The sequence below is a fragment of the Streptomyces sp. Root431 genome, from assembly GCF_001426585.1.
Classification (GTDB): Bacteria; Actinomycetota; Actinomycetes; order Streptomycetales; family Streptomycetaceae; genus Streptomyces; species Streptomyces stackebrandtii.
This window is the reverse complement of record NZ_LMEI01000008.1, coordinates 333,816-356,596: the sequence shown is the minus strand read 5'-3', so window position 1 is coordinate 356,596 and position 22,781 is coordinate 333,816. Positions and strand designations below refer to the sequence as shown.

General features: G+C 72.6%; 18 protein-coding genes. 7 read left to right on the top strand and 11 right to left on the bottom strand.

Annotated elements, in window-relative coordinates; translation table 11 throughout:
* Window positions 1–4: 4 nt before the first annotated feature.
* A complete protein-coding gene (gene uvrA, locus ASC82_RS12680; protein WP_056645956.1) occupies window positions 5–3,049 on the bottom strand; it encodes an excinuclease ABC subunit UvrA in 3,045 nt (1,014 codons plus the stop codon).
* Window positions 3,050–3,205: 156 nt separating this feature from the next.
* On the opposite strand from uvrA, the gene ASC82_RS12675 reads away from it, so the two are divergent.
* The 3 genes from ASC82_RS12675 to ASC82_RS12665 all read left to right on the top strand — a co-directional run bounded on the left by ASC82_RS12675 (window position 3,206) and on the right by ASC82_RS12665 (window position 6,020).
* Complete coding sequence (locus ASC82_RS12675; RefSeq protein WP_056645953.1) at window positions 3,206–3,895, top strand: maleylpyruvate isomerase family mycothiol-dependent enzyme; 690 nt, start codon at window positions 3,206–3,208, stop codon at window positions 3,893–3,895.
* Between the two features lie 38 nt (window positions 3,896–3,933).
* On the top strand, window positions 3,934–4,590 hold the full coding sequence (locus ASC82_RS12670; protein WP_056645950.1) for an MBL fold metallo-hydrolase: 657 nt from the start codon (window positions 3,934–3,936) through the stop codon (window positions 4,588–4,590).
* A 149-nt stretch (window positions 4,591–4,739) separates the two neighbouring features.
* Entirely contained in the window at window positions 4,740–6,020 is a 1,281-nt protein-coding gene (locus ASC82_RS12665) for an MFS transporter (protein WP_056645945.1), read from the top strand.
* Window positions 6,021–6,090: 70 nt separating this feature from the next.
* Here the strand turns inward: ASC82_RS12665 and ASC82_RS12660 are convergent, their stop codons facing one another.
* From ASC82_RS12660 to ASC82_RS12640, 5 genes are all read right to left on the bottom strand, one after another.
* Window positions 6,091–7,104, bottom strand: a complete 1,014-nt coding sequence (locus ASC82_RS12660) for a TerC family protein (RefSeq protein WP_242427642.1) — start codon at window positions 7,102–7,104, stop codon at window positions 6,091–6,093.
* A gap of 244 nt (window positions 7,105–7,348) precedes the next feature.
* Window positions 7,349–9,256: a TerD family protein gene (locus ASC82_RS12655; RefSeq protein WP_056645939.1), complete on the bottom strand. Its 1,908-nt coding sequence runs from the start codon at window positions 9,254–9,256 to the stop codon at window positions 7,349–7,351.
* Window positions 9,257–9,404: 148 nt separating this feature from the next.
* Window positions 9,405–9,983: a TerD family protein gene (locus ASC82_RS12650; RefSeq protein WP_024759482.1), complete on the bottom strand. Its 579-nt coding sequence runs from the start codon at window positions 9,981–9,983 to the stop codon at window positions 9,405–9,407.
* A 139-nt stretch (window positions 9,984–10,122) separates the two neighbouring features.
* The gene (gene uvrB / locus ASC82_RS12645) at window positions 10,123–12,261 is read right to left on the bottom strand and encodes an excinuclease ABC subunit UvrB (RefSeq protein ID WP_056645936.1); all 2,139 of its coding nucleotides are present in this window, start codon (window positions 12,259–12,261) and stop codon (window positions 10,123–10,125) included.
* 104 nt (window positions 12,262–12,365) lie between these two features.
* A complete protein-coding gene (locus tag ASC82_RS12640) occupies window positions 12,366–13,265 on the bottom strand; it encodes an MHYT domain-containing protein (RefSeq protein WP_056645933.1) in 900 nt (299 codons plus the stop codon).
* Window positions 13,266–13,507: 242 nt separating this feature from the next.
* Between ASC82_RS12640 and ASC82_RS12635 the strand changes: the two genes are divergently transcribed.
* Entirely contained in the window at window positions 13,508–14,074 is a 567-nt protein-coding gene (locus ASC82_RS12635; RefSeq protein ID WP_051494414.1) for a methylated-DNA--[protein]-cysteine S-methyltransferase, read from the top strand.
* Between the two features lie 79 nt (window positions 14,075–14,153).
* Window positions 14,154–15,446, top strand: a complete 1,293-nt coding sequence (locus tag ASC82_RS12630) for an MFS transporter (protein ID WP_079039222.1) — start codon at window positions 14,154–14,156, stop codon at window positions 15,444–15,446.
* A gap of 17 nt (window positions 15,447–15,463) precedes the next feature.
* On the opposite strand, the gene ASC82_RS12625 is transcribed toward ASC82_RS12630, so the two are convergent.
* The 4 genes from ASC82_RS12625 to ASC82_RS12610 form a co-directional block, all read right to left on the bottom strand.
* Complete coding sequence (locus ASC82_RS12625; protein ID WP_056645930.1) at window positions 15,464–16,462, bottom strand: PD40 domain-containing protein; 999 nt, start codon at window positions 16,460–16,462, stop codon at window positions 15,464–15,466.
* Window positions 16,463–16,465: 3 nt separating this feature from the next.
* Entirely contained in the window at window positions 16,466–17,758 is a 1,293-nt protein-coding gene (locus ASC82_RS12620; protein WP_056645928.1) for an MFS transporter, read from the bottom strand.
* Window positions 17,758–19,107 (bottom strand): discoidin domain-containing protein, encoded by a 1,350-nt coding sequence (locus ASC82_RS12615; protein ID WP_056645925.1) that lies wholly within the window; start codon window positions 19,105–19,107, stop codon window positions 17,758–17,760. Before ASC82_RS12615 ends, ASC82_RS12620 begins: the two co-directional genes overlap by 1 nt.
* Before the next feature lie 351 nt (window positions 19,108–19,458).
* A complete protein-coding gene (locus ASC82_RS12610; RefSeq protein ID WP_024761994.1) occupies window positions 19,459–19,815 on the bottom strand; it encodes a cupin domain-containing protein in 357 nt (118 codons plus the stop codon).
* 294 nt (window positions 19,816–20,109) lie between these two features.
* On the opposite strand from ASC82_RS12610, the gene ASC82_RS12605 reads away from it, so the two are divergent.
* Together ASC82_RS12605 and ASC82_RS12600 are read left to right on the top strand one after the other, a co-directional pair.
* Entirely contained in the window at window positions 20,110–21,114 is a 1,005-nt protein-coding gene (locus ASC82_RS12605; RefSeq protein ID WP_079039221.1) for a pseudouridine-5'-phosphate glycosidase, read from the top strand.
* A complete protein-coding gene (locus ASC82_RS12600) occupies window positions 21,111–22,028 on the top strand; it encodes a PfkB family carbohydrate kinase (protein ID WP_079039220.1) in 918 nt (305 codons plus the stop codon). Before ASC82_RS12605 ends, ASC82_RS12600 begins: the two co-directional genes overlap by 4 nt.
* Before the next feature lie 29 nt (window positions 22,029–22,057).
* Here ASC82_RS12600 and ASC82_RS12595 read toward each other — a convergent pair whose 3' ends face one another.
* Entirely contained in the window at window positions 22,058–22,696 is a 639-nt protein-coding gene (locus tag ASC82_RS12595; protein ID WP_056645922.1) for a hypothetical protein, read from the bottom strand.
* Window positions 22,697–22,781 lie beyond the last annotated feature (85 nt).

The window sequence follows — 22,781 nt, the reverse complement described above, 5'->3', positions numbered from 1 at the left end:
CGCGTCAGGCCTTGCGGGCCCGGGTCGTCGCCTTCTTGGCGGCGGCCTTGGTGGCCGTGGCCTTCGTGGCCGCCGTCTTGGCGGCGGTCTTCTTCGCCGGGGCGACGGCCTTCTTGGCGGCCGTCTTCTTGGCGGGGGCCTTCTTCGCCGCCGCCTTCTTCGCCCCGCGCGCCGCCGGGACGGTCCCGCCCGCGTCGCTGATCCGGTCCGCGCCGAGGATCTCGCGGAGGAACTTGCCGGTGTGGCTGGCCGGGACCGAGGCGACCTCCTCGGGCGTGCCCTCGGCGACGACCAGGCCGCCGCCGTTGCCGCCCTCGGGGCCCATGTCGATGAGCCAGTCCGCGGTCTTGATGACATCGAGGTTGTGCTCGATGACGATCACCGAGTTGCCCTTGTCGACCAGGCCGGACAGCACCTTGATCAGCTTCGAGATGTCCTCGAAGTGCAGACCCGTGGTCGGCTCGTCCAGGACGTAGACCGTGCGGCCCGTGGAGCGCTTCTGGAGCTCGGAGGCGAGCTTCACGCGCTGGGCCTCGCCGCCGGAGAGCGTCGGCGCGGACTGCCCGAGGCGGACGTACCCGAGGCCGACCTCGTTGAGCGTGCGCAGGTGGCGCGAGATCGTCGGGACGGCCTCGAAGAAGCCGAGGGCCTCCTCGATCGGCATGTTCAGGACCTCGGCGATGGACTTGCCCTTGTAGTGGACCTCCAGGGTCTCCCGGTTGTACCGGTCGCCGTGGCAGACCTCGCACGGGACGTAGACGTCCGGGAGGAAGTTCATCTCGATCTTGATCGTGCCGTCGCCGGAGCAGTTCTCGCAGCGGCCGCCCTTGACGTTGAAGGAGAACCGGCCGGGCAGGTAGCCCCGGACCTTGGCCTCCATCGTCTCGGCGAAGAGCTTGCGGACGTGGTCGAAGACGCCGGTGTAGGTCGCCGGGTTCGACCGCGGGGTGCGGCCGATCGGGGACTGGTCGACGTGCACGACCTTGTCGACGAGATCGTCGCCGTCCACCCGCGTGTGGCGCCCGGGCACCGACTTGGCGCCGTTCAGCTCGCGCGCCAGGTGGGTGTAGAGGATGTCGTTGACCAGGGTCGACTTGCCGGAGCCGGAGACGCCCGTGACGGCCGTGAGGACGCCCAGCGGGAAGGAGACGTCGATGTCCTGCAGGTTGTTCTCGCGGGCCCCGTGCACGGTGAGCCGGCGCCCGGGGTCGATCGGGCGGCGGATGTCCGGGGTGGGGATCGCCCTGCGGCCGGACAGGTACTGCCCGGTGATCGACTCCTCGTTGGCGAGGAGCTCCTTCATGGTGCCGGAGTGGACGACCTTGCCGCCGTGCTCGCCGGCGCCGGGGCCGATGTCGACGACCCAGTCCGCGACCTTGATGGTGTCCTCGTCGTGCTCGACGACGATGAGCGTGTTGCCCATGTCCCGGAGCCGGACCAGCGTCTCGATGAGCCGGTGGTTGTCGCGCTGGTGCAGGCCGATGGACGGCTCGTCGAGCACGTACAGCACGCCGACGAGGCCGGAGCCGATCTGGGTGGCGAGCCGGATGCGCTGGGCCTCGCCGCCGGAGAGCGTGCCGGCGGCCCGGTTGAGGGAGAGGTAGTCGAGGCCGACGTCGACGAGGAAGCGCAGCCGCTCGTTGACCTCCTTGAGGACCCGCTCGGCGATCTTCTTGTCGCGGTCGTTGAGGGTGAGCCGGGAGAGGAACTCGGCGCAGTCGCTGATGGACATCCCGGAGACCTCGGCGATGGACCGGTCCATGACCGTGACCGCGAGGACGATCGGCTTGAGGCGGGTGCCCTCGCAGGTGGGGCAGGGCACCTCGCGCATGTAGCCCTCGAAGCGCTCGCGGCTGGAGTCGCTCTCGGCCTCGCCGTGCCGCCGCTTGACGAAGGAGACCGCACCCTCGAAGGCGGGGCTGGTCCAGGCGCGCTCCCGCCCGTAGCGGTTGCGGTAGCGGACCTCGATCTGGGTCTTGTGGCCGTACATGAGGGCCTTCTTGGCCCGCTGCGGAAGACCGGCGAAGGGGATGTCGGTGCGGAAGCCGAGGGCCTGGGAGAGGCCGTCGATCATCCGGCCGAAGTACTCCTTGGTGTGCCCGTGCGACCAGGGGTGGATGGCGCCCTCGTCGAGCGACTTGTCCTCGTCCGGGACGATCAGCTCGGGGTCGACCTCCATGCGCGTGCCGATGCCGGTGCAGTCCGGGCAGGCGCCGAAGGGCGAGTTGAAGGAGAAGGAGCGCGGCTCCAGCTCCTCGAAGGAGAGGTCGTCGTACGGGCAGTAGAGGTGCTCCGAGTACATCCGCTCGCGCTCGGGGTCGTCCTCGGGGAGGTCGACGAAGTCGAGCACGACCATGCCGCCGGAGAGTCCGAGCGCGGTCTCGACCGAGTCGGTGAGACGGCGCTTGGCGCTGTCCTTCACGGTGAGGCGGTCGACGACTACCTCGATCGTGTGCTTTTCCTGCTTCTTCAGCGTCGGCGGTTCGCTCAGCTGTACGGTCTCGCCGTCGACCCGGGCGCGGCTGTAGCCCTTGGTCTGGAGGTCGGCGAAGAGGTCGACGAACTCGCCCTTCCGCTCGCGCACGAGCGGCGAGAGGACCTGGAAGCGGCTGCCCTCGGGGAGCTCCAGGACCTTGTCGACGATGGCCTGCGGCGACTGGCGGGAGATCGGCCGGCGGCACTCGGGACAGTGCGGCTTGCCGATGCGGGCGAAGAGCAGGCGGAGGTAGTCGTAGACCTCGGTGATGGTGCCGACCGTCGAGCGCGGGTTGCGCGAGGTCGACTTCTGGTCGATGGAGACGGCGGGCGACAGACCTTCGATGAAGTCGACGTCCGGCTTGTCCATCTGGCCGAGGAACTGCCGGGCATAGGAGGAGAGCGACTCGACGTACCGGCGCTGCCCCTCGGCGAAGATCGTGTCGAACGCGAGGGAGGACTTGCCCGATCCCGAGAGCCCGGTGAAGACGATGAGGGAGTCACGCGGGAGGTCGAGCGAGACGTTCTTGAGATTGTGCTCGCGAGCGCCACGAACGATGAGACGGTCGGCCACGCCGGTCCGCACCTTTCTTGAGAGAGCGGATGTGCCTGACACACCCAACAACCAAGGATGCCGGATGCTTCCGTCGAGCGTATAGCACGCACATTCGATTTCCGGCCCCGTGGAGACCGCTTCACCCGAACGAGTGGCGGCGCTAGGGTCGGCGCCATGATCGACCACGAACGTGATCTCGCCTCTGTCAAGGCAGCGACCGACCGGCTGCTGGACGCGGCCGCCTCCTGGGACAACGCGGCGACGGCCGAGCCGTCACGGCTTCCGGGCTGGACGCGCGGCCATGTCCTGGCCCACATCGCCCGGAACGCCGACGCTCTGGTGAACGTCCTCCAGGGCCGTCCCATGTACACCGACGGCGCGACCCGCGACGCCGACATCGAGCGCGACGCCGGCCGCCCGCTCGCCGTCCAGCTCGCCGACGTGCGCGAGAGCGGCGACGGCTTCCAGGCCGTGGGCGCCGAGCCCGCCGACTGGAGCCGCATCGTCGAGCTCCGCAACGGCGTCACGGACAGCGCCTCCCGGATCCCCTTCCGCCGCTGGGTCGAGGTGGCCCTGCACCACGTCGACCTGGGCGTCGGCTACGAGCTGGAGGACCTCCCCGAGGAGTTCGTCCAGCGGGAGATCGACTTCCTCGCGGAGCGCTTCACCGGCAACGCGACCGTGCCGCCGACCCGGATCGTGGCCGCCGAGGGCACGGGCACCTGGACCACCGGCTCGGCCGGGGGCGGCGGGGTGACCGTGACCGGCCCGGCCGCCGAGCTCCTCGGCTGGCTCGCCGGCCGCCGCGACGGCTCCGCCCTCAAGACCGAGGGCGGCCCGCTCCCGGCGCTTCCGCCGCTCTAGCGAGGCCTGTTGTCGGTGGGCGGAGCTAGGCTGAGCCCATGACGTACAGCGGAAGTGTGAAGGTCGGCGGACCGGCGGACGTGCACGAGCTGACGGACCTGATGATCTCGAAGGTCGCGGTCGGCCCGATGGACAACAACGCGTACCTGCTGCGCTGCCGGGCGACCGGCGAGCAGCTGCTGATCGACGCGGCGAACGACGCCGACACGCTGCTCACGCTGATCGGTGACGACGGCATCTCGGCCGTCGTCACCACCCACCGGCACGGCGACCACTGGCAGGCCCTGGCGAAGGTCGTGGCGGCGACCGGCGCCCGGACCTACGCGGGGGCGTACGACGTGGAGGGCATCCCGGTCGCCACCGACGTGCCCGTCGAGGACGGCGACACGGTCCGCGTGGGCCGGGTCGAGCTGACCGCCCGCAGACTGGTCGGGCACACCCCGGGCTCGATCGCCCTCGTCTACGACGACCCGCACGGCCACCCGCACGTCTTCACCGGCGACTGCCTCTTCCCCGGCGGGGTGGGCAACACCTGGAAGGACCCGGAGGCCTTCGGGAGCCTCATCCACGACGTGGAGACCAAGCTCTTCGCCGTCCTGCCGGACGAGTCCTGGGTCTACCCCGGCCACGGCAAGGACACCACGCTCGGTGACGAGCGCCCGCACCTCGCGGAGTGGCGCGAGCGCGGCTGGTGACCCGCCGTCGTACTCCGGCGCGCGGCTCACCAGCCGCGCGCTTCCGTACGCCCCCGTAACCCGGACGGCCGCAGGGTAGTTGGCGCCACATGCGCACCAGTCACCCTCCGTCGCCACCCGCTCCGCCGGCTCCGCCCGCTCCTCCCTCGATGGTCCGGCTCGCCACCGCCTCGCTCGTCGGCACCGCCATCGAGTTCTTCGACTTCTTCGTCTACGGGACCGCCGCCGCGCTCGTCCTCGGACCGCTCTTCTTCCCGACCTTCTCCCCGCTCGCCGGGACCCTCGCCGCCTTCGGCACCTTCGCCATCGGCTTCGTCGCCCGCCCGCTCGGCTCGGTCCTCTTCGGGCACGTCGGCGACCGGTACGGCCGCCGGCCGGTCCTCTTCGCCTCGCTGCTCCTGACCGGCTGCGCCACGGTCGCGGTCGGCTGTGTCCCCACGTACGAGACGATCGGCATCGCCGCACCCCTGCTCCTGCTCACCCTCCGCTTCCTCCAGGGCCTCGGCCTCGGCGGCGAGTGGGGCGGCGCGGTCCTGCTGACGGCCGAGCACGCGCCGGCGAACCGGCGCGCCCTGTGGGCGAGCTTCCCGCAGATCGGCCCGGCCGTCGGCTTCCTCCTCGCGAACGGGGTGATGCTGGCGCTCACGGCGGGCCTGAGCGACGCGGATTTCCGCTCCTGGGGCTGGCGGGTGCCCTTCTGGGCGGCGGGGGTGCTCGCGGCGGCCGGGCTGCTGCTGCGCTCCTCGCTCGCGGAGACCCCGCAGTTCGAGGAGCTGTCCGCGTCGGGACGCCGGGCGAGCGCCCCGCTGACCGAGATCGTGCGCGACCACTGGCGGCTCGTACTGCTGACGGCCGGGGCGCTCGCCGTCGGGTACGCGGTGTTCTACACGGTCTCCACCTGGGCCCTGGCCTACGGCACGGAGCGGCTCGGCGTGAGCAGCACGGTCATGCTGACCTGCGTCATGGCCGCGGTGGCGGTCAAGGGTGCCGCCACTCCCTTCGTGGCCCTGCTGGCCGACCGCTGGGGCCGCCGCCCGCTGTGCCTCGCGGGGTGCGCGGCCTCCGCGCTCTGGATGTTCCCGATGGTGGCCCTGCTGCACACGGCGGAGCCGCTCCTGATGTTCCTCGGCTTCCTGGGCTCGCTGCTGGCCTTCATCACGATGTTCGCGGTGATCGCCGCGTACCTCCCGGAGCTCTACGAGCCCCGCGTCCGCTGCACCGGCGCGGCCGTCGGCTACAACCTCGCGGGCGTCCTCGGCGGCGCCCTGACGCCCATCGTCGCCACGACCCTCTCGGACGGCGGCTCGGGCCCGCCCTGGGGCGTCGCGGCCTATCTGACCGTGGTGGCCCTCATCAGCCTGGGCTGCTTCGCCCTCCTCCCGGAGACCCTGCCGGCCCGCTCCGAGGCGGTGGAGGCGGCTCCCGCCTAGGAGGAGGCGGAGACGGCGACGGCCGGCCGGGGGCGGGTGCCCCTGGCCGGCCGTCGCCGTCTGTGACGCGTCAGGCGTCGACGCTGTCCTTCTCGACGCCGTCCGCGTCCTCGACGCCCTTGGGGCCGGTCGCGCCCTCGGCGGCCTCTCGCTGCGCCTGCTTCTTCGAGGCGATGAGGCTGGTGATCGTGGTGACGACCAGGACGCCGCCGATGACCGCCAGCGAGAACCCGATGGAGATCTCCGGGACGTGCACCCCGGACTCGTGCAGGGCGTGCAGGACGAGCTTCACGCCGATGAAGCCGAGGATCACCGACAGGCCGTAGCTGAGGTGGACCAGCTTCTTGAGCAGGCCGCCGATCAGGAAGTACAGCTGCCGCAGGCCCATGAGGGCGAAGGCGTTGGCGGTGAAGACGATGTACGGGTCCTGGGTCAGGCCGAAGATCGCCGGGATGGAGTCGAGGGCGAAGAGGATGTCCGTGGTGCCGATGGCGATCATGACGACCATCAGCGGGGTCAGGACGCGCTTGCCGTTGACACGGATGAAGAGCTTCGTGCCGTGGTACCTGTCGGCGACGCCGAACTTCTTCTCGACGGACTTGAGGAGACGGTTCTCCTCCCAGTCCTCTTCCTCCTCGTCGGCGCGCGCCTCCTGGATGAGCTTCCAGGCGGTGTAGATCAGGAACGCGCCGAAGATGTAGAAGACCCACGAGAAGTTCGCGATGACCGCGGCGCCCGCGACGATGAAGATCGTGCGGAGGACCAGGGCGATCACCACACCCACGAGCAGCACGCGCTGCTGGAGGTGGGAGGGGACCGAGAACTTCGCCATGATCAGGATGAAGACGAAGAGGTTGTCGACACTGAGCGACTTCTCGGTGACGTAGCCGGCGAAGAATTCCCCGGCCGCCTGGCTGTTGCCGAACACGAGCAGGCCGATGCCGAAGAGCACGGCGAGCACGACCCAGACGATCGTCCAGATTCCGGCTTCCTTGACCGAGACGTCATGGGGCTTCCGCCCGATGAAGAAGTCGGCTCCGATGAGGGCGACCAGACCGAGAATGGTCAGCACCCACAGGGTCATTGAAACGTCCACTGCGCCTCCGGCGTCGTACGGCTACTTGATCAGCGTCGTCGCTGCCGGAGGTCTCTTCCACCCGGGCGGCTCATGCCGCGGCCGGGCCGACGCCCCGGGATCGGATCGATGAAGATCCGTCCGTATTGACGGGTACGCCGCACACGGGGAGTACTCCCCTCCGCGTCATGAACACTACCCGAAAGACCAAGAGAAGGTAAAGGGCAGGGTAAAGAGCCGCCAAGAGGCCAGGTCAGGACCGCTTTGCCGGACGGGCGTCCGCGACCTGCGCGAGGACCTGCCGGAGGATCCGGCTGCCCGGCGGAAGGAGCGGGGGCTCGTACGACCACGCGTGACCGACCCACGGATCGGCGAGGTGGTCGTCGGGCACGGGAGTGAGCCGCAGCAGCGACCGCCAGAGGGGATCGAGCACGGGTCCGTACGCGGCGGCGTCCGCCCGGTCGGCCACCATCAGCAGATGGACGCCGACCCCGGGGCCCTCGTCGGCGAGGTACCGGAGCCGGGTGACCGCCCGGTCGTCGAAGCCGTGCGGGAAGTCGTGGACGATCAGGAGCTGCCGGGCCGCGTCCAGGCCGGGCGGCAGCGCGTCGACCGCGCCGTTCCGCAGGGCCATCTGGAGAAGGTCGACCCGCTCGGTGAGCTGCTCGAGGACCGCCGAGACCCCGGCCGCGCCCCGGGCGGGCGGGGCGGCGAGCACACCGGTGTCCACGAGCGGCGCGAGCGCGGCGGCGCCGGCGCCGGCCGCGTCGACGACGTGGACCACGAACCCGCCCGGCGGGTGGACGGCGAGCAGCCGGGCCGTGTGGGCGACCGCGCTGTCGAGGGCGAGCCGCTTGAGCTCGGTCTCGTCGAGGAGACCGGCCGCCTCGGAGCGGCCGCGCCCGCTGTCCACCCAGAGCCCTCGCTCCATGGGGAGCCGGACGAGCATGGGGATCCGCAGTTCGGTGCGCTCGGGCAGGTGGAGGTCGCCCAGGCGCACGGCCATCGGCTCCTCCGCCGGGGGGCGGTAGGCGTGCCACACCGGGTTGTCCCAGCGGGCATAGGCGGGCGGCAGGGCCGGTTCGACGACCTCGGACTCGACGGCGAGCTGGGCGAGGTCCCGGTCCAGGACCTCCTGGGCCCGCTCGACGAGCTCGTCGTGGCGGGCGCGGGCGGCCGACCGGGCGGCGTCGTTCGCGCCCCCGACCCGGGAGCGGTAGTCGGAGAGCGTCTCGTCGAGCTCCCGGTCGAGCCGGGACTCGGCGAAGTCGCAGGCGCTGCGGTAGGCCGCGGCGGTACGGGCCAGGTCCTCGAACATCCCCCACACCTGGTTGTAAAGGCGCTCGTCCATCGACCAGCCGGCCGCGTCCCCGGCGACGGGGACGGAGGGGCCCTGCGGCGCCTGCGCGGTCGATGCAGCCGGGGCCGGGGCCGGTGCGGGCTCCGGCGCGGCGGCCCGGCGGCGGGGGTGCGTGTAGCTGATCGGACCGCCCGTGCCCGGCGTGGCCGGGGCGGAGTGGGGAACGGCGGGAGCGGGCTCCGGAGCAGGGGGCTGGACCGGGACCGGGGGCTGGACGGGGGCCGGGGGCTGGACCGGGGCGGCGGGCGTGTGGCGTGCCCGCTCCGTCTCCAGGATCGACGCGGCCAGATCGGCGGGGCGCTCCAGGCCCTGGTCGCCGAGGAGGGCGGCGAGACCGCCCTCGTATCCCTGGCCCATGGCGCGGACCTTCCAGGCGCCCTGCCGGCGGTACAGCTCCAGGGCGACGACGGCGGACTCGCTGTCGAGCCCGGTGATCGTGTAGCTGGCGATCTCGGTGCCGTCGGAGCCGGTGACGGCGACGTACGGCGCGGCGGCCCTCCCGAAGGAGGCCGGTCCGCCGGTGCCCACGGGCAGCGCCAGGAGGACGGAGACGCGGTGGACGGCGTCCGGGACCGCCGCCAGGTCGACGGCGAGGCGCTGGTCGGCCGCGGCCTGCCGGGGGACGTCCACGCCCGGGAGCGAGGGAGCGACGGGGTGGGCGACCCACTCCACGCCCGGGACCTTGCCCCGCTCGTCGCCGAGGGCGGCTCCGGCGACGACCGGGTGACCGGCCGACACCGTGATCTCCAGTCGGGTGTCGGGCAGGGGGTGGTTCTGCCCCCGGACCAGCTCGGCCGTCATCGGCTCTGTCCCCTCAGCGGTTCCCGGTACGAATCGTGCGGTGGTGCGGATGCGCGGTGGTGCGGTGTGTCGGTGGTGCGGTGGTGCGGGACAGCTCCCGGCGGCCTGGTGCCTCCGGGAGCTGTGGGTGCGTCCTGCGCGGGCCTGCCTACAGGTGCGGCAGGATCGCGGGCATCAGGTCCTGGAACGTACGGCCGTTGGCCGGGTTGCCCAGGGCGGTCATCTGCCAGCCGGAGCCGACCCGGTGCACCTTCGCCATGATCTGCGCGGTGTAGTTGCCGCCGCCGTCGAGGGTGTAGCGCGCGAGCTCCTGCCCGTTCGTCTCGTCGACGATCCGGCAGAAGGCGTTCTGCACCTCCTGGAACGTCTGACCGGTGAACGAGTTCACGGTGAAGACGATCGTGTCGATGTGGACCGGGACCCGCTGGAGGTCGACGAGGATCGCCTCGTCGTCCCCGCCCTGGCCCGCGCCGCCGACGAGGTTGTCACCGGTGTGCTTGACCGAGCCGTCGTCGCTGACCAGGTGACGGAAGAAGACCACGTCGACCGGCTGCTTGTCGGCGAAGAGGACGGCCGAGGCGTCCAGGTCGATCTCCTGGGTGCGCTTGCCGAAGAGACCGCGGCGCGGTGCCGCCTGCCAGCCGAGCCCCATCCGCACCTGGCTGAGGCTGCCCCCGCCCTGCTTCTCCAGGCTGATGGCCTGACCCTTGGTCATGTTGACCGTCACGCGCTTGCCCCTCTCGTTGCGTTCCCCGCGCCCGCTGTCCGGTGCGTGCGGTTGTCCAGCACCCTACGCAGAGGGACTGACACCGCAGAGCCGCGGTCCGGATTTGTGTCGGTCTTGCAACACACCGGACCGCCACCCGTCAGGCGATGCCCGCCTCCTTCATCTGGCGCAACTCCTTCTTCAGCTCTCCCACTTCGTCACGGAGCCGGGCCGCGACCTCGAACTGCAGCTCTGCGGCGGCGGCACGCATCCGGTCGGTCATCTCCTCGATGATCGCGGCCAGTTCGGTGGCCGGCCGGTCGCCGAGCTCCATCGTGGAACCGGACGCGCCGCCCTTGCCCCGGGCCTTGGTGCCGTGCGCGGCGAGCGAGGGGACGGGCGCCTTCGCGGCCTTCCCCTCCTTCCCCTGGCGGTAGCCGCTGCCGAGGAGCTCCTCGGTGTCGACCTCCTCGCGGGCGATGGTCGCGACGATGTCGTTGATCTTCTTGCGGAGCGGCTGCGGGTCGATGCCGTGCGCCGTGTTGTACGCGACCTGCTTCTCGCGGCGCCGGTTGGTCTCGTCGATGGCCTGCTCCATCGCCGGGGTGATCCTGTCCGCGTACATGTGGACCTGGCCCGAGACGTTTCGCGCGGCGCGGCCGATGGTCTGGATGAGGGAGGTCCCGGAGCGCAGGAAGCCCTGCTTGTCGGCGTCGAGGATGGCGACGAGGGAGACCTCGGGAAGGTCGAGGCCCTCGCGGAGGAGGTTGATGCCGACGAGGACGTCGTACTCGCCGGCGCGCAGCTCGCGCAGCAGCTCGATGCGGCGCAGGGTGTCGACGTCGCTGTGGAGGTACCGCACCTGGATACCGAGCTCCAGGAAGTAGTCGGTGAGGTCCTCGGCCATCTTCTTGGTGAGGGTGGTGACGAGGACCCGCTCGTCCTTCTCGGTGCGCAGCCGGATCTCGTGGACGAGGTCGTCGATCTGGCCCTCGGTCGGCTTCACGACGACCTCGGGGTCGACGAGGCCGGTGGGGCGGATGATCTGCTCGACGAAGCCGTCGCCCCGGGAGAGTTCGTACGTGCCGGGGGTCGCCGAGAGGTAGACGGTCTGGCCGATCCGCTTCTGGAACTCCTCCCACTTCAGCGGGCGGTTGTCGAGGGCGGACGGGAGCCGGAAGCCGTGGTCGACGAGGGTCCGCTTGCGGGAGGCGTCGCCCTCGTACATGGCACCGATCTGCGGCACGGTCACGTGCGACTCGTCGATGACGAGCAGGAAGTCCTCGGGGAAGTAGTCGAGGAGGGTGTTCGGCGCGGAGCCCGGTTCGCGGCCGTCGAAGTGCATCGAGTAGTTCTCGATGCCGGAGCAGGAGCCGATCTGCCGCATCATCTCGATGTCGTACGTGGTGCGCATGCGCAGGCGCTGGGACTCCAGGTGCTTGCCCTGCTTGTCGAGCTCGGCGAGGCGGGTCTCCAGCTCGCGCTCGATGTCGTTCACCGCGCGCTCCATGCGCTCGGGGCCCGCGACGTAGTGGCTCGCGGGGAAGACGTACAGCTCGCGGTCCTCGCTGATGACCTCGCCGGTGAGCGGGTGGAGGGTGGAGAGGGCCTCGATCTCGTCGCCGAACATCTCGATGCGGACGGCCAGCTCCTCGTACACCGGGAAGATCTCGATGGTGTCGCCGCGGACGCGGAAGGTGCCGCGGGTGAACGCCAGGTCGTTGCGGGTGTACTGGATGTCGACGAAGCGGCGGAGCAGCTGGTCGCGGTCCATTTCCTCGCCGACCTTGAGCGGGACCATCCGGTCCACGTACTCCTGGGGCGTGCCGAGGCCGTAGATGCAGGAGACGGAGGCGACCACGATGACGTCCCTGCGGGTGAGCAGGGAGTTCGTCGCGGAGTGGCGGAGCCGCTCCACCTCCTCGTTGATGGAGGAGTCCTTCTCGATGTACGTGTCCGACTGGGGGACGTACGCCTCGGGCTGGTAGTAGTCGTAGTACGAGACGAAGTACTCGACCGCGTTGTTCGGCAGGAGCTCGCGGAACTCGTTCGCCAGCTGGGCGGCCAGGGTCTTGTTCGGCGCCATCACGAGGGTGGGGCGCTGGAGCTTCTCGATCATCCACGCGGTGGTGGCCGACTTGCCGGTGCCGGTGGCGCCGAGGAGCACGACGTCCTTCTCGCCCGCGCGGATGCGCCGCTCGAGCTCGGCGATGGCCGTCGGCTGGTCGCCGCTGGGCTGGTAGGAGCTGACGACCTCGAAGGGCGCCACCGTACGTTCGATCTTGGAAACGGGCCGCATGCAACCACCGTACGACCCGGCACTGACAGTCGGGCGGTGATCGGCTCACCGCCCCCTCCCGAGCTGTCCCGCAGGTGCCTCGAAGGCGCCCTGAGGGCGTCCCGTCACCAGTCCTGGGAGCGGTGTCCGCCGCGGGGGACGCTCCTGCGGGCGGCGCGGCCCGCGGGGCGGGCCGTCCAGTTGGCGGGCTCGCCGTAGGACGGGACGTGGCGCGGCGCGGGGACGCCGGGGCGGTGCACGCTCCGGGCGGCGGGCCGCTGCCAGTCCGGGTCGCCCATCACGAGCAGCGGGTCGAACATGACGACCACGGCGGCGAGGATCAGGAAGACCGCGGGGCCGATCAGCATCGGCAGGAGGAGCGAGGTCGCGGTGTCACCGGTGGCGCCGGGGGCCTGGGGTCCCTGGAGGTGGACGCTGACGGCCGCCATGGCGGTGTAGTGCATACCACTGACGGCTCCGCCCATCACCAGGCTCGCGCCGAGACTGGCCAGAAATCCATGTACGGAAACGGCCGCCCAGAGGGCCGCCGTGGCGGCCACGACGGCGATGACCACGGAGAGGGCGACGGTGAGCGTGTCGTACTCGATGCGGCCGTGGAGGCGCATGCCGGCCATGCCGAGGTAGTGCATCGTGGCGACGCCGAGGCCGGTGATCGTGCCGCCGGTGACGAGGGTGAGGGCGGTCGCCCCGCGGTACCCGACGATGAAGATCCCGATGCCGACCATGAGGACGGCGACGCCCAGACTGGCGAAGGTGATGGGGCGGTCGTAGTTGATGGGCGCCTGCTGGACCGAGAAGCCCATCATGGCGATGAAGTGCATCGTCCAGATGCCGGTGCCGATGGAGGTGGCGCCGAGGGCGAGCCACCCCGCCTTGAAGCTGTCACGGTGGCGGAGCGACCTGGTGGTGCACCTCAGTCCGAGGGCGCCGCCGAGGCAGGCCATGATGAAAGCGGCCACCGGAGTGACGAGCCCGTAGCTGAATCCGTCGACCGTGCCCTGCATGAGCGTATGCCCTCCACCCCTGGTGCCACGTCGTCCGAAAACAGTCGGTACCGCTGGGTAGTACTACCGGGGCGAGATTATGGCGCGCCGGGGGCCTCACGACCACGTGACCGGGGAATTTCTGCTCGTGAGACCGGAGCGAGACCGGTCCGTGATCTGGGCGGCGGCCCGGCGCCCCCTTCGTGACCGGGCGGAGCCCGTTCCCGCCCGGGCTGTCAGTGGCGGGTCGTACCGTGGGCGACATGGACATCGAAGCGGAGCCGACGGGCGGGGAGCCGGCCGTCGCGGTGGAGTGGACGGTCGTGGAGAGCGACATCGGCCCGCTCTTCCTCGCCGCGACCGGGCGGGGTCTGGTGCGGGTCGAGTTCCACGCCGACGCGGCGCGGCGGGTGGAGATGCTCGACCGCCTGGCCGGGCGGTTCGGGGTGGAGCCGGTGGAGAGCGCCTCGGGGCTGCTCGCCGAGGCGATACGCAGCCTCGACGCGTACTTCGCGGGCGACCCGCGCGCGTTCGACCTGCCGCTGGACTGGAGCCTGACGACCGGCTTCAACCGGCAGGTGCTGCGCGAGCTGGCGACGGGCGTCCCGTACGGCACGGTCGTGGGGTACGGGGAGCTGGCGCGGCGCGTGGGGCAGCCCGGCGCGGCGCAGGCGGTCGGAGCGGCTATGGGCGCCAATCCGCTGCCGGTGGTGGTGCCGTGCCACCGTGTGGTGGAGAGCGACGGCGGGCTCGGGGGCTTCGGGGGCGGCCTGGAGACCAAGCGGCAGCTGCTGGCCTTGGAGGGCGTGCTGCCGGCGCCGCTGTTCTGACGCCCGCTCCGAGGGGAGGCCCCGAGAGCGGGCCGAGGGGGCGTTCCCATCGGATGGGACGGCTGGCACACTCACGTAAGTGACCAACACCCCCGACGCCCCTGACGTCACCCTGCCCGACGAGATATCCACGCCCGTCTCCGCCGCCGAGCTGCCCGCGCTGCGCCGGCGGATCCAGGCCGTCCTCATCGCCACCCAGATCCTCGGCGGGCTCGGCATCGCGATCGGCGTCGCGCTCGCCGCCGTCCTGGCGAAGGACGTCAGCGGCACGGAGGCCCTGTCCGGCCTCGCCTCCACGGCGACGGTGGCCGGTCCCGCGCTGCTCGCCATGCCGCTGGCCGCTCTGATGGCCTCGCGGGGACGCCGGGCGGGGCTGGTCCTCGCGTACCTGCTCGGGGCGGTCGGTGCCGTCGTGGTGGTGCTCGGCGCGGCCGTCGAGAGCTTCCCGCTGCTCCTCGTCGGGCTCGTCGGCTTCGGCGCAGGATCCTCGGCCAACCTGGCGGCCCGGTTCGCCGCCGCCGACCTCGCCGAGCCCGACCGCAGGGCCCGGGCCATCTCCACCGTGGTGTGGGCGACCACGATCGGCGCGGTGCTCGGGCCGAACATCGCCGCACCCGCCGGGGAGAGCGTGTCCGGCCTGGGCATCCCGGCGACGGCGGGCCCCTTCGTCTGGGCGGCCGGCGTCTTCGTCGTCTCGGCGGCCGTGGTCGCGCTCCTCCTGCGCCCGGACCCCCTCCTCACCGCCCGCGCGCTCGCGGACTCCGGGGCGGGCGAGCGGCCGGAGGGCCGCTCCCTGCGCGCCGGGATGCGGGCGGTACGGGAGTCGCCGAAGGCCCGGCTCGCCCTGGTCACCGTCGCCGCCTCGCACACGGCGATGGTCTCGATCATGTCGATGACCCCGGTGGCGCTGACCCACCACGGCGCGGGCATCCAGCTGATCGGTCTCGTGATCAGCGGGCACATCGCGGGCATGTACGCCTTCTCCCCCCTGATGGGCTGGCTGTCCGACCGGCTGGGCCGGACGGCGGTGATCGGGCTGGCCGTCGGGCTCATCTCCGTGGCCGCGCTCATCGCGGGCACGGCAGGACCGAGCCACGGCCAGACGGCCCTGGGCCTCTTCGTCCTCGGCCTCGGCTGGTCCGCCGGTCTCGTGTCCGGCTCGGCGCTGCTCACCGACTCGGTGCCGCAGGCCGCTCGGGCGGCCGTCCAGGGCCTCTCCGACTTCGTCATGAACACGGCCGCCGGGGTCGGCGGGCTCGCGGCGGGCCTGATCGTCTCGCAGGCGGGCTACGGGCCGCTCAACGCGATCGCCGCCTGCCTGCTGCTGCCGATGGCGGCGCTCGCGGTCCGCGGCGCCCTCCGGAAGGCCTGAGCGGACGGGCGGCGCCGTCAGCGCGGCACCGCGGGCGACGTCGCCCCGCGCGCCAGCTGACGCGGCGCTCCCGTCCCGTCGGCCGGTACGGACCAGACCGCTCCCCCGTATCCGTACGCGAGGGTCTCCGGGTCGGTCCACAGGGCCTGGTCGTCGATGCCGCGCCCTTCGGCGACGGGGTGCTCGCGCCCGGAGCGCAGGTCGTACACGTACAGCCGCCACGGCTCGCGCGGCCCTTCGGAGACGCGCTTCTTGAAGGCGATGCGGGTCCCGTCCGGGGAGAGCGACGGGCATTCGACGTTCTCCCGCAGCGCCCTGGCCGACCAGTTCTTCATGTCGCCCTCGACGAGGTGGGTGCGCCCGCCCGTCGAGACGGTGGCGTAGAAGCGGTTGTCGTCGGCGGCGAAGGACACACCCCAGTAGTTGACGTCGGGGGCGTGGTAGCGGCGGCCGCCGAGGGTGAGCGGGATCTGCTCGATGTTCTTCACCAGGTATCCGGTGCGCAGGTCGAGGATCGACGTGCGGGTGGAGAACGACGAGCGCGCGTAGGAGTCGCCCGTCGCGAACATCGTCCAGGCGAGCATCTGTCCGGAGGCGGAGACCCTGGCGCGGCTGGGGATGCCCGGGAGCGCGACGCGGCGCACCTCGCGCAGCCGGCGGTCGAGCACCAGGGCGTACGAGCGGGCCGGGACGCCCGGGCGGCGCACGAGGCAGAGGGCGGTGGGGCCGGCCGCGTGGAAGCGGTCGCAGGCGGGCCCTCCCGCCACCCGGCCGCCGGGCGCGGACGGGTCCAGACGCGCGACGCGCCCCGTGGCGGTGTCCCGGACGTGGAGCGCGCCGGGGCGGCCGGCGTCGAGGGTGAAGCCGGCCACCGAGGCCCCGGCGGCCCCGGTCTGCCGCCCCGAGGCCGCCCGCAGGGTGTAGGCGGTGGCGCCGCCGCCGAGGAGCAGGAGCGCGAGGACGAGGATCCACACGCGCGCGGGGCGGGACAGGCGGACATCGGTCACGGCGGGCATGGGTCAGTCCTCTCGGAGGGATGTGGGCGAGGGGCCGGCAGCGGGCAGGACGCGGGCGGCGCAGCACAGGGCCGCCGCGAGGGCCACGAGCGCCACCACGAGCGCCGTCTCCGGCCCGCTCGCCGTCCAGACGGCGCCGAACGCGACGGCTGCGCCCAGTCGGGCCACGGCCTGCGCGGTCTGGACGAGCGCGAGGCCGCCCGCCTGCCGCCCCTCGGCGAGGAAGGGGCCCGTCAGGGCCATCAGGACGCCGTCGGTGGCCGCGTAGAAGGTGCCGATCAGCACCAGGACGCCCCCGAGGAGGAGGGCCTCCGGTACGGGTGCGAGGAGCAGTCCGTACGCGAGGAGCAGGGCCCCGTGCCCGTACAGGAGCGGCCGGCGGCGCCCGACACGGTCGGCGAGGCGGCCCGCCGGGACGGCGAGCAGGAGATAGACGCCCGCGGCGCCGAGCGGCAGGAACGGGAACCAGGTGGCGTCGAGTTCGAGCCGTCGCTGGAGCAGCAGGTACAGGAAGGCGTCGCCGACGGTGGCGGCGCCGAGCAGGGCGGCGCAGAGGAGGATCCGCCGGTACGCGGGCGAGCGCAGCACGGCGAAGACCCCGCCACGCGCGCGTGGCGCGGCTTCGACAGGACGAGGGTCCGGCGCCTTCGACGGCCCCGGCCCCTCCGGGCGTCGCCGCCCCGGGACGAGCAGCACCCACAGCAGGACGCCGAACACCCCGACGCAGAAGCTGACGGCGAAGACCGCCTCGTACGCCTCGGCCGTCGCGTACAGCAGGGCGAAGGCGGCCAGGGGGCCGAGGAGAGCCCCGGTGGTGTCCATGGCGCGGTGGGTGCCGAACGCGCGGCCCAGCTCCTCGGGCGGGCTGTGCAGCGTGATGAGCGCGTCGCGCGGGGCCGTGCGGACGCCCTTGCCGAGCCGGTCGGCGGCGAGCGCGGCGGCGATCCCGCCGGCCGAACCGCCCGCGAGGAGGAGGCCGAGCCGGGAGCAGGCCGAGAGGGCGTAGCCGAGCCCCGCGACCTGCTTGTGGCGGCCTCCGCGGTCGGCGGTGGCGCCGCCGAGGATCCGGACGAGCGCGGTCGCGCCGGTGGAGACGCCGTCGAGCAGCCCGAACTGGAGCGGGGAGAGGCCGAGTCCGACGACGAGGTAGAGCGGCAGTACGGCGGTCACCATCTCCGAGGAGATGTCGGTGACCAGGCTGACCGCGCCGAGTGCGAGGACGGTGCCGGGGACGCGCCGCCTGCCCCGCGAGGGGGCGGGCGGCGCGCCGCGGCGACCGGTGGTCGCGAGGTACATCAGTGGCAGGTGTAGGTCGGGCCGGAGTCCTTGACCTGGTCGTCGGTACCGACGTACTGCCAGGTGTACGTCGTGTCGGTGAGGTCGAGCTTCAGCACGCCGTACGGGCCGCTGATCCGCTTCTGGCTGTTCGGCTGGACCGTCTCGATGTCGTAGGGCTCGGCGCCGCCCATGCCGCCGACGATCTCGACGATGCCGTCGGCGGTGGCGCGCCCGTTCGGGTCCTGCGGGGCGAACCGCTCGTAGTGGTGGTCGTGTCCGTTGAGCACGAGGTCGGCCTTGGCGCCGTACAGGATCTGCCAGACCGGCCGGGAGACGGGGTCGTTGCCGTGGCCGCCGGAGGAGTACAGGGGGTGGTGGAAGTAGGCGGCGAGGCAGCCCTTGGTGTTCCGCGCGAGGTCGTCCTTGAGCCACTGGATCTGCGCGGGGTCGTCGAAGGAGTTGGAGTCGAGGGCGACGAAGTGCCAGTTGCCCTGGTCGTAGCTGTAGTAGGGCTTGCCCTGGGGGTAGGCGATGGCGCCGAAGTACGACTTGTAGCCGGCGAGGGAGCCGGCCGGGTCGTAGGTCTCGTGGTTGCCGGGCACCGGCCGGGTCTTCGCCTTGAAGGCGCCCCAGGTCTTGTCGTAGTAGTTCCGGAAGTCGGAGAGCAGGGCGTCGTCGTACTGGTTGTCACCCATCGTCAGGTAGAAGGACGGGGCGATCCGCTGCGCCAGGGCCGCCGTCTTGGGGTGGGCGCAGGAGCTGCTGGAGGCCGTGCACTGGGCGGCGATGTCCCCGGCCGCGACGACGGTGAAGGCGCCGGTGGGCGGGGTCGTGTCGCCGGCGGTGCCGTAGACCTCCACCGAGAAGAGCGAGTAGCCGTACGAGGTGCCGCGCGCGGTCCCGTAGACGCGCAGGTGGCGGCCCTGGCCGGTGAGTCCGGTCCAGTCGTCGGTGCCGCCGTTGCCCGCGGTCTCGGTGGCGAGGCGGGTCCAGGTGGTGCCGTCGGCGGAGATCTCGACGCGGTAGGCCTTGGCGTACGCGGCCTCCCAGACGAGCTTCACGCGGGAGACGGTGGCCGAGGGGCCGAGGTCGACCCGGATCCACTGGGGGTCGGAGCCTTCGGCGCTGGCCCAGCGGGTGGTGGAGACGCCGTCGAAGGCCTTCTCCGGGCCGAACGTGGCGTCCTCGACGGAGGAGGAGGTGGCCGGCCTGCCCTGGGAGATCAGGGTGTCGGCGGCGGCGCCGGCGCGGTCCGGGAGGGCGAGGAGGAGTCCACCGACGAGCAGCAGCACGGCGGTGAGGACGAAGGTCAGTCGGGTGGTGGTGAAGGGGGTGCTGCGCGGTGGTGTGGAGGCGTACAGGCGCATACCTGGGCTCCCTGGCCTGAGGGGTCGGCGAGAGCTGGACACCGGTGCGGAGCACGGCGGCCCGGCCGCGTGGCGATTCGGGTGCCACGCGGCAGGGCGGTGCTCGGCGGCCGGGTCAGAGCTCTCGCTGAGCGCGTCACGCCCGGGGGGACGGGCGCCGCGCCAAGCCGCTGGCCGGGATGCTAGCCGATAGGAAGGTTTCCTACCAGACCTTCAACTCGCCACGACCCCCATGGACTTCGGAGCCCCGGGCCAGGGCCCTCGGGACCCGGGACAGGGACCTCGGGGACCCGGGGGCAGGGACCTCGGGGGACCCGGGGGCAGGGACCTAGGAGGCCGGTCTCGGGGGCCTCAGAGGCTGATGTGGTACGCCTTGCGCAGGGTCTCGTGCACGGTCCAGGTCGTGCGGTCGCCCTCGCGCAGCACGCAGGCGTCGCCGGGGCCGATCTCCAGCGTCTCCCCGCCCTCGACGGCGACGGTCGCCCGCCCGCTGACCACGACGAAGAGCTCGTTGGCCTCGGTGTCGGTGACGACGCCGGGCGTGATCTGCCAGATGCCGCGCACCTGCTTGCCGTCGGCGGACTCCCACAGCACCTTGCCCGTCACCTCGGGCGTGCCGGAGACGATCTGGGCGGGGTCGAGGGGGTCGGCCTCCAGCTCCGCGTCGGGGATGTGCACGGCGAAGGAAGGGGCGTCATGAGTCGTCATGGGCGGTGACTGTAGCGGGGGTCCGGAGCGGCCCGAGGACCGGGATCGGGTGGAATAAATCACTCCGCTTCGGCCCCTACCAGGCGACTTACCCGAATGCGACGACGGCGACGGATTCCGCACCACGCTCCCGCCGGGGCGCGCCGGGGCCCCCGGCGGACTTCCGCCGCCGGAGCGGATCCGCCGTCACGGATTCCGCAGGCGCACCCGGGGGCGATACCCGGGGCGGCCCCCTGTGTGGCAGGAGCTCGCCACCGAGGTTTGCGGGGCCCGTGGTCGCGCCAGGAATGGGACATGTCCACACAGGTGTCCGAAGAGGTACGGGAGGCGCTCCACGAGGGCCGCCCCGTCGTCGCGCTGGAATCCACGATCATCGCCCACGGTCTGCCGCGCCCGCGCAACCTCGCCGTGGCCCTGGAGCTGGAGGAGCTCGTACGGGCCGGGGGCGCCGTGCCCGCCACCATCGCCGTGGTCGACGGCACCGCCCGGGTGGGCCTGGAGCCTGCGGCACTGACCCGGATCGCGGAGGACCCGGCGGTGCGGAAGCTGGGCCACCGCGATCTGGCCCCGGCCCTGGCGAGCGGGGTGACGGGCGCGACGACGGTCTCGGCGACGGCGTGGCTCGCGGACGCGGCGGGCATACGGGTGTTCGCGACCGGCGGCCTCGGCGGCGTGCACCGCGGGTGGAGCGAGACGCAGGACGAATCGGCCGACCTGCGGCTGCTCGCCGGGGTCGGGATCACAGTGGTGTGCGCGGGGGTGAAGTCGATCCTCGACGTACCGGCGACGCTGCAGCGCCTGGAGACGCTGGGGGTGACCGTCGTCGGGTACGGCACGGAGCACTTCCCCGGCTTCTACCTGTCCTCCTCCGGCGAGCCCGTCGACTGGACCCTGCGGACCCCGGAGGAGGTCGCGGGGGTCATACGGGCCCAGGACGCGCTCGGCGGGCCGCGCTCGGCGCTCGTCGTGGCCAACCCGGTTCCGGAGACCGAGCAGTTGGACCCCGCGCTCCACGACCGGGTCCTCGCTCAGGGGCTCGCGGCGGCGCAGGAGAAGGCGATCACGGGACAGGCGGTGACGCCGTTCCTGCTCGAATACCTGACGGTGCACACGGAGGGAGCGTCCCTGGAGGCGAACCTCGCGGCGGTACGGGGCAACGTGCGGCTCGCGGCCCGGATCGCGACGGCATACGGCGCGGGGAGGCCGGGCGCGGAGGCACCTGGCACGGAATCGTCCGGCACGGAGGCACCTGGCGCGGAATCGTCCGGCTCGGGGACGGCCGGCGCGGGCGGCCGGTGAGGCCGCCGGGGCGCGCGCTGCTGGTCGTCGGGGACGTGGTGACGGATGTCGTCGCCCGGCACCGGACGCCCCTCGCGCCCGCGACGGACACCGCGGCCGAGATCCGGACCCTCCCGGGCGGCGCCGGGGCCAACGCGGCCTGCTGGGCGACGCGCTCCGGCTGCGAGGACGTGCGCCTGCTCGGCCGGGTCGGCACGGACGCGGCGGACTGGCACGAGCGGGCGCTGCGACGGGCAGGGGTGCACCCGCTGCTCGTCCCGGACGCGGAGGCGCCGACCGCCACCGTGATCGCGCTGGTCGACGCCTCGGCCGAGCGGACCTTCCTCACCGACAGCGGCGCCGCGCTGCGCCTGTCCCCCGCCGACTGGACCGCCGGCCTGCTCAACGGCGTGGCCGCGCTGCACCTGTCCGGCTACCTGTTCTTCGCCCCGGTGAGCCGCGAGACGGCCCGGCGGGCGCTGCGGGACGCGCGGGAGGCGGGCGTTCCGGTGAGTGTGGACCCGGCCTCCGCGGGATTCCTCGCGGAGCTGGGAGTGGACCGGTTCCTGGCGGCGGCGGAGGGCGTCGACGTGCTGCTACCCAATGCCGACGAGGCCCGGCTGCTGGCCGGGGGCCGCGAACCGGAGGCGGCGGCCGCCGAACTGAGCCGGCGTCACCCGCTGGTCGTGGTCACGCTCGGAGCGGCGGGCGCACTGGTCGCCGAAGGCGGTGCGGTCACGGCCCGGGTGGCGGCGCCCCCGGTGCCGGCAGGGCGGCGGGTGGACTCGACGGGCGCGGGCGACGCGTTCACCGGGGCGTTCCTGGCGGCCCGGCTCGCGGGCGCGGACGCGGCGAAGGCCGCGGAAGCGGGCTGCCGCGCGGGCGCGGAGGCGGTCACCGTCGTGGGAGGAAGACCCCCGGGGCCCCTCCTCTAAGGCCTTCCGGCCTGAGGCTCCCGACAACCCTAGGACGTTCCCAGCCCGGTCCACGCCGGATGGCGCGGGTCGTCGGCGCGGACCACGGCGTCGGCGGTCGCGGCCGGGTCGACCTCCGTCTCGTACCGGGCGAAGGCGGGCAGTGTCCAGGATTCCTCGGTACGGCGGGCGAGGGCGGCGGCCGAGAGCCGCAGGTGGACGGTGAGGTCGAAGGGGAACCAGTGGCCGAGGAGGAACGGCCCGTGGAGCAGGAGCACCCCGCCGGGCGGCAGCGTCACGTACCGGCTGCGGGTCGCCCGGTCCGTGGCCGGGTCCCACAGGTCGGGCAGCACGCGTCCGGTGCCGCCGGGTTCCAGCGGAGCGAAGACCTCGCGCCACAGGGCCCCGGTGTCGGTCCACCCGTCGTAGTACGCGTCGGGGTCCTGCTTCCCGTACTCGTACCGGAGCGAGGCGGGGCGCAGGAAGCCGCCGGTCCCGGCCACGTGGACGGCTCGCCCGCGCGCCCGGAGCGCTTCGGCGAGGAGCCCGGTGAGCATGTCGCCGGGTGCGGCGGGCGGCCCGTCGACGCCGGCCTTGAGCCATGGCCCGCCGTCGCCGGGCGTGGCCGCGTCGAGGTGCGCGGCGAGCTTGCCGGCCAGCCGTTCCCAGGTGATCGCCTCGTATCGCATCCCGCTCATCCTGCCGCCTCTCCCCTCGTCACGGCGCGTTCCCTCGCCCCGGCTTGACCTTGTCACTGGCGTCACAGTTCGACCA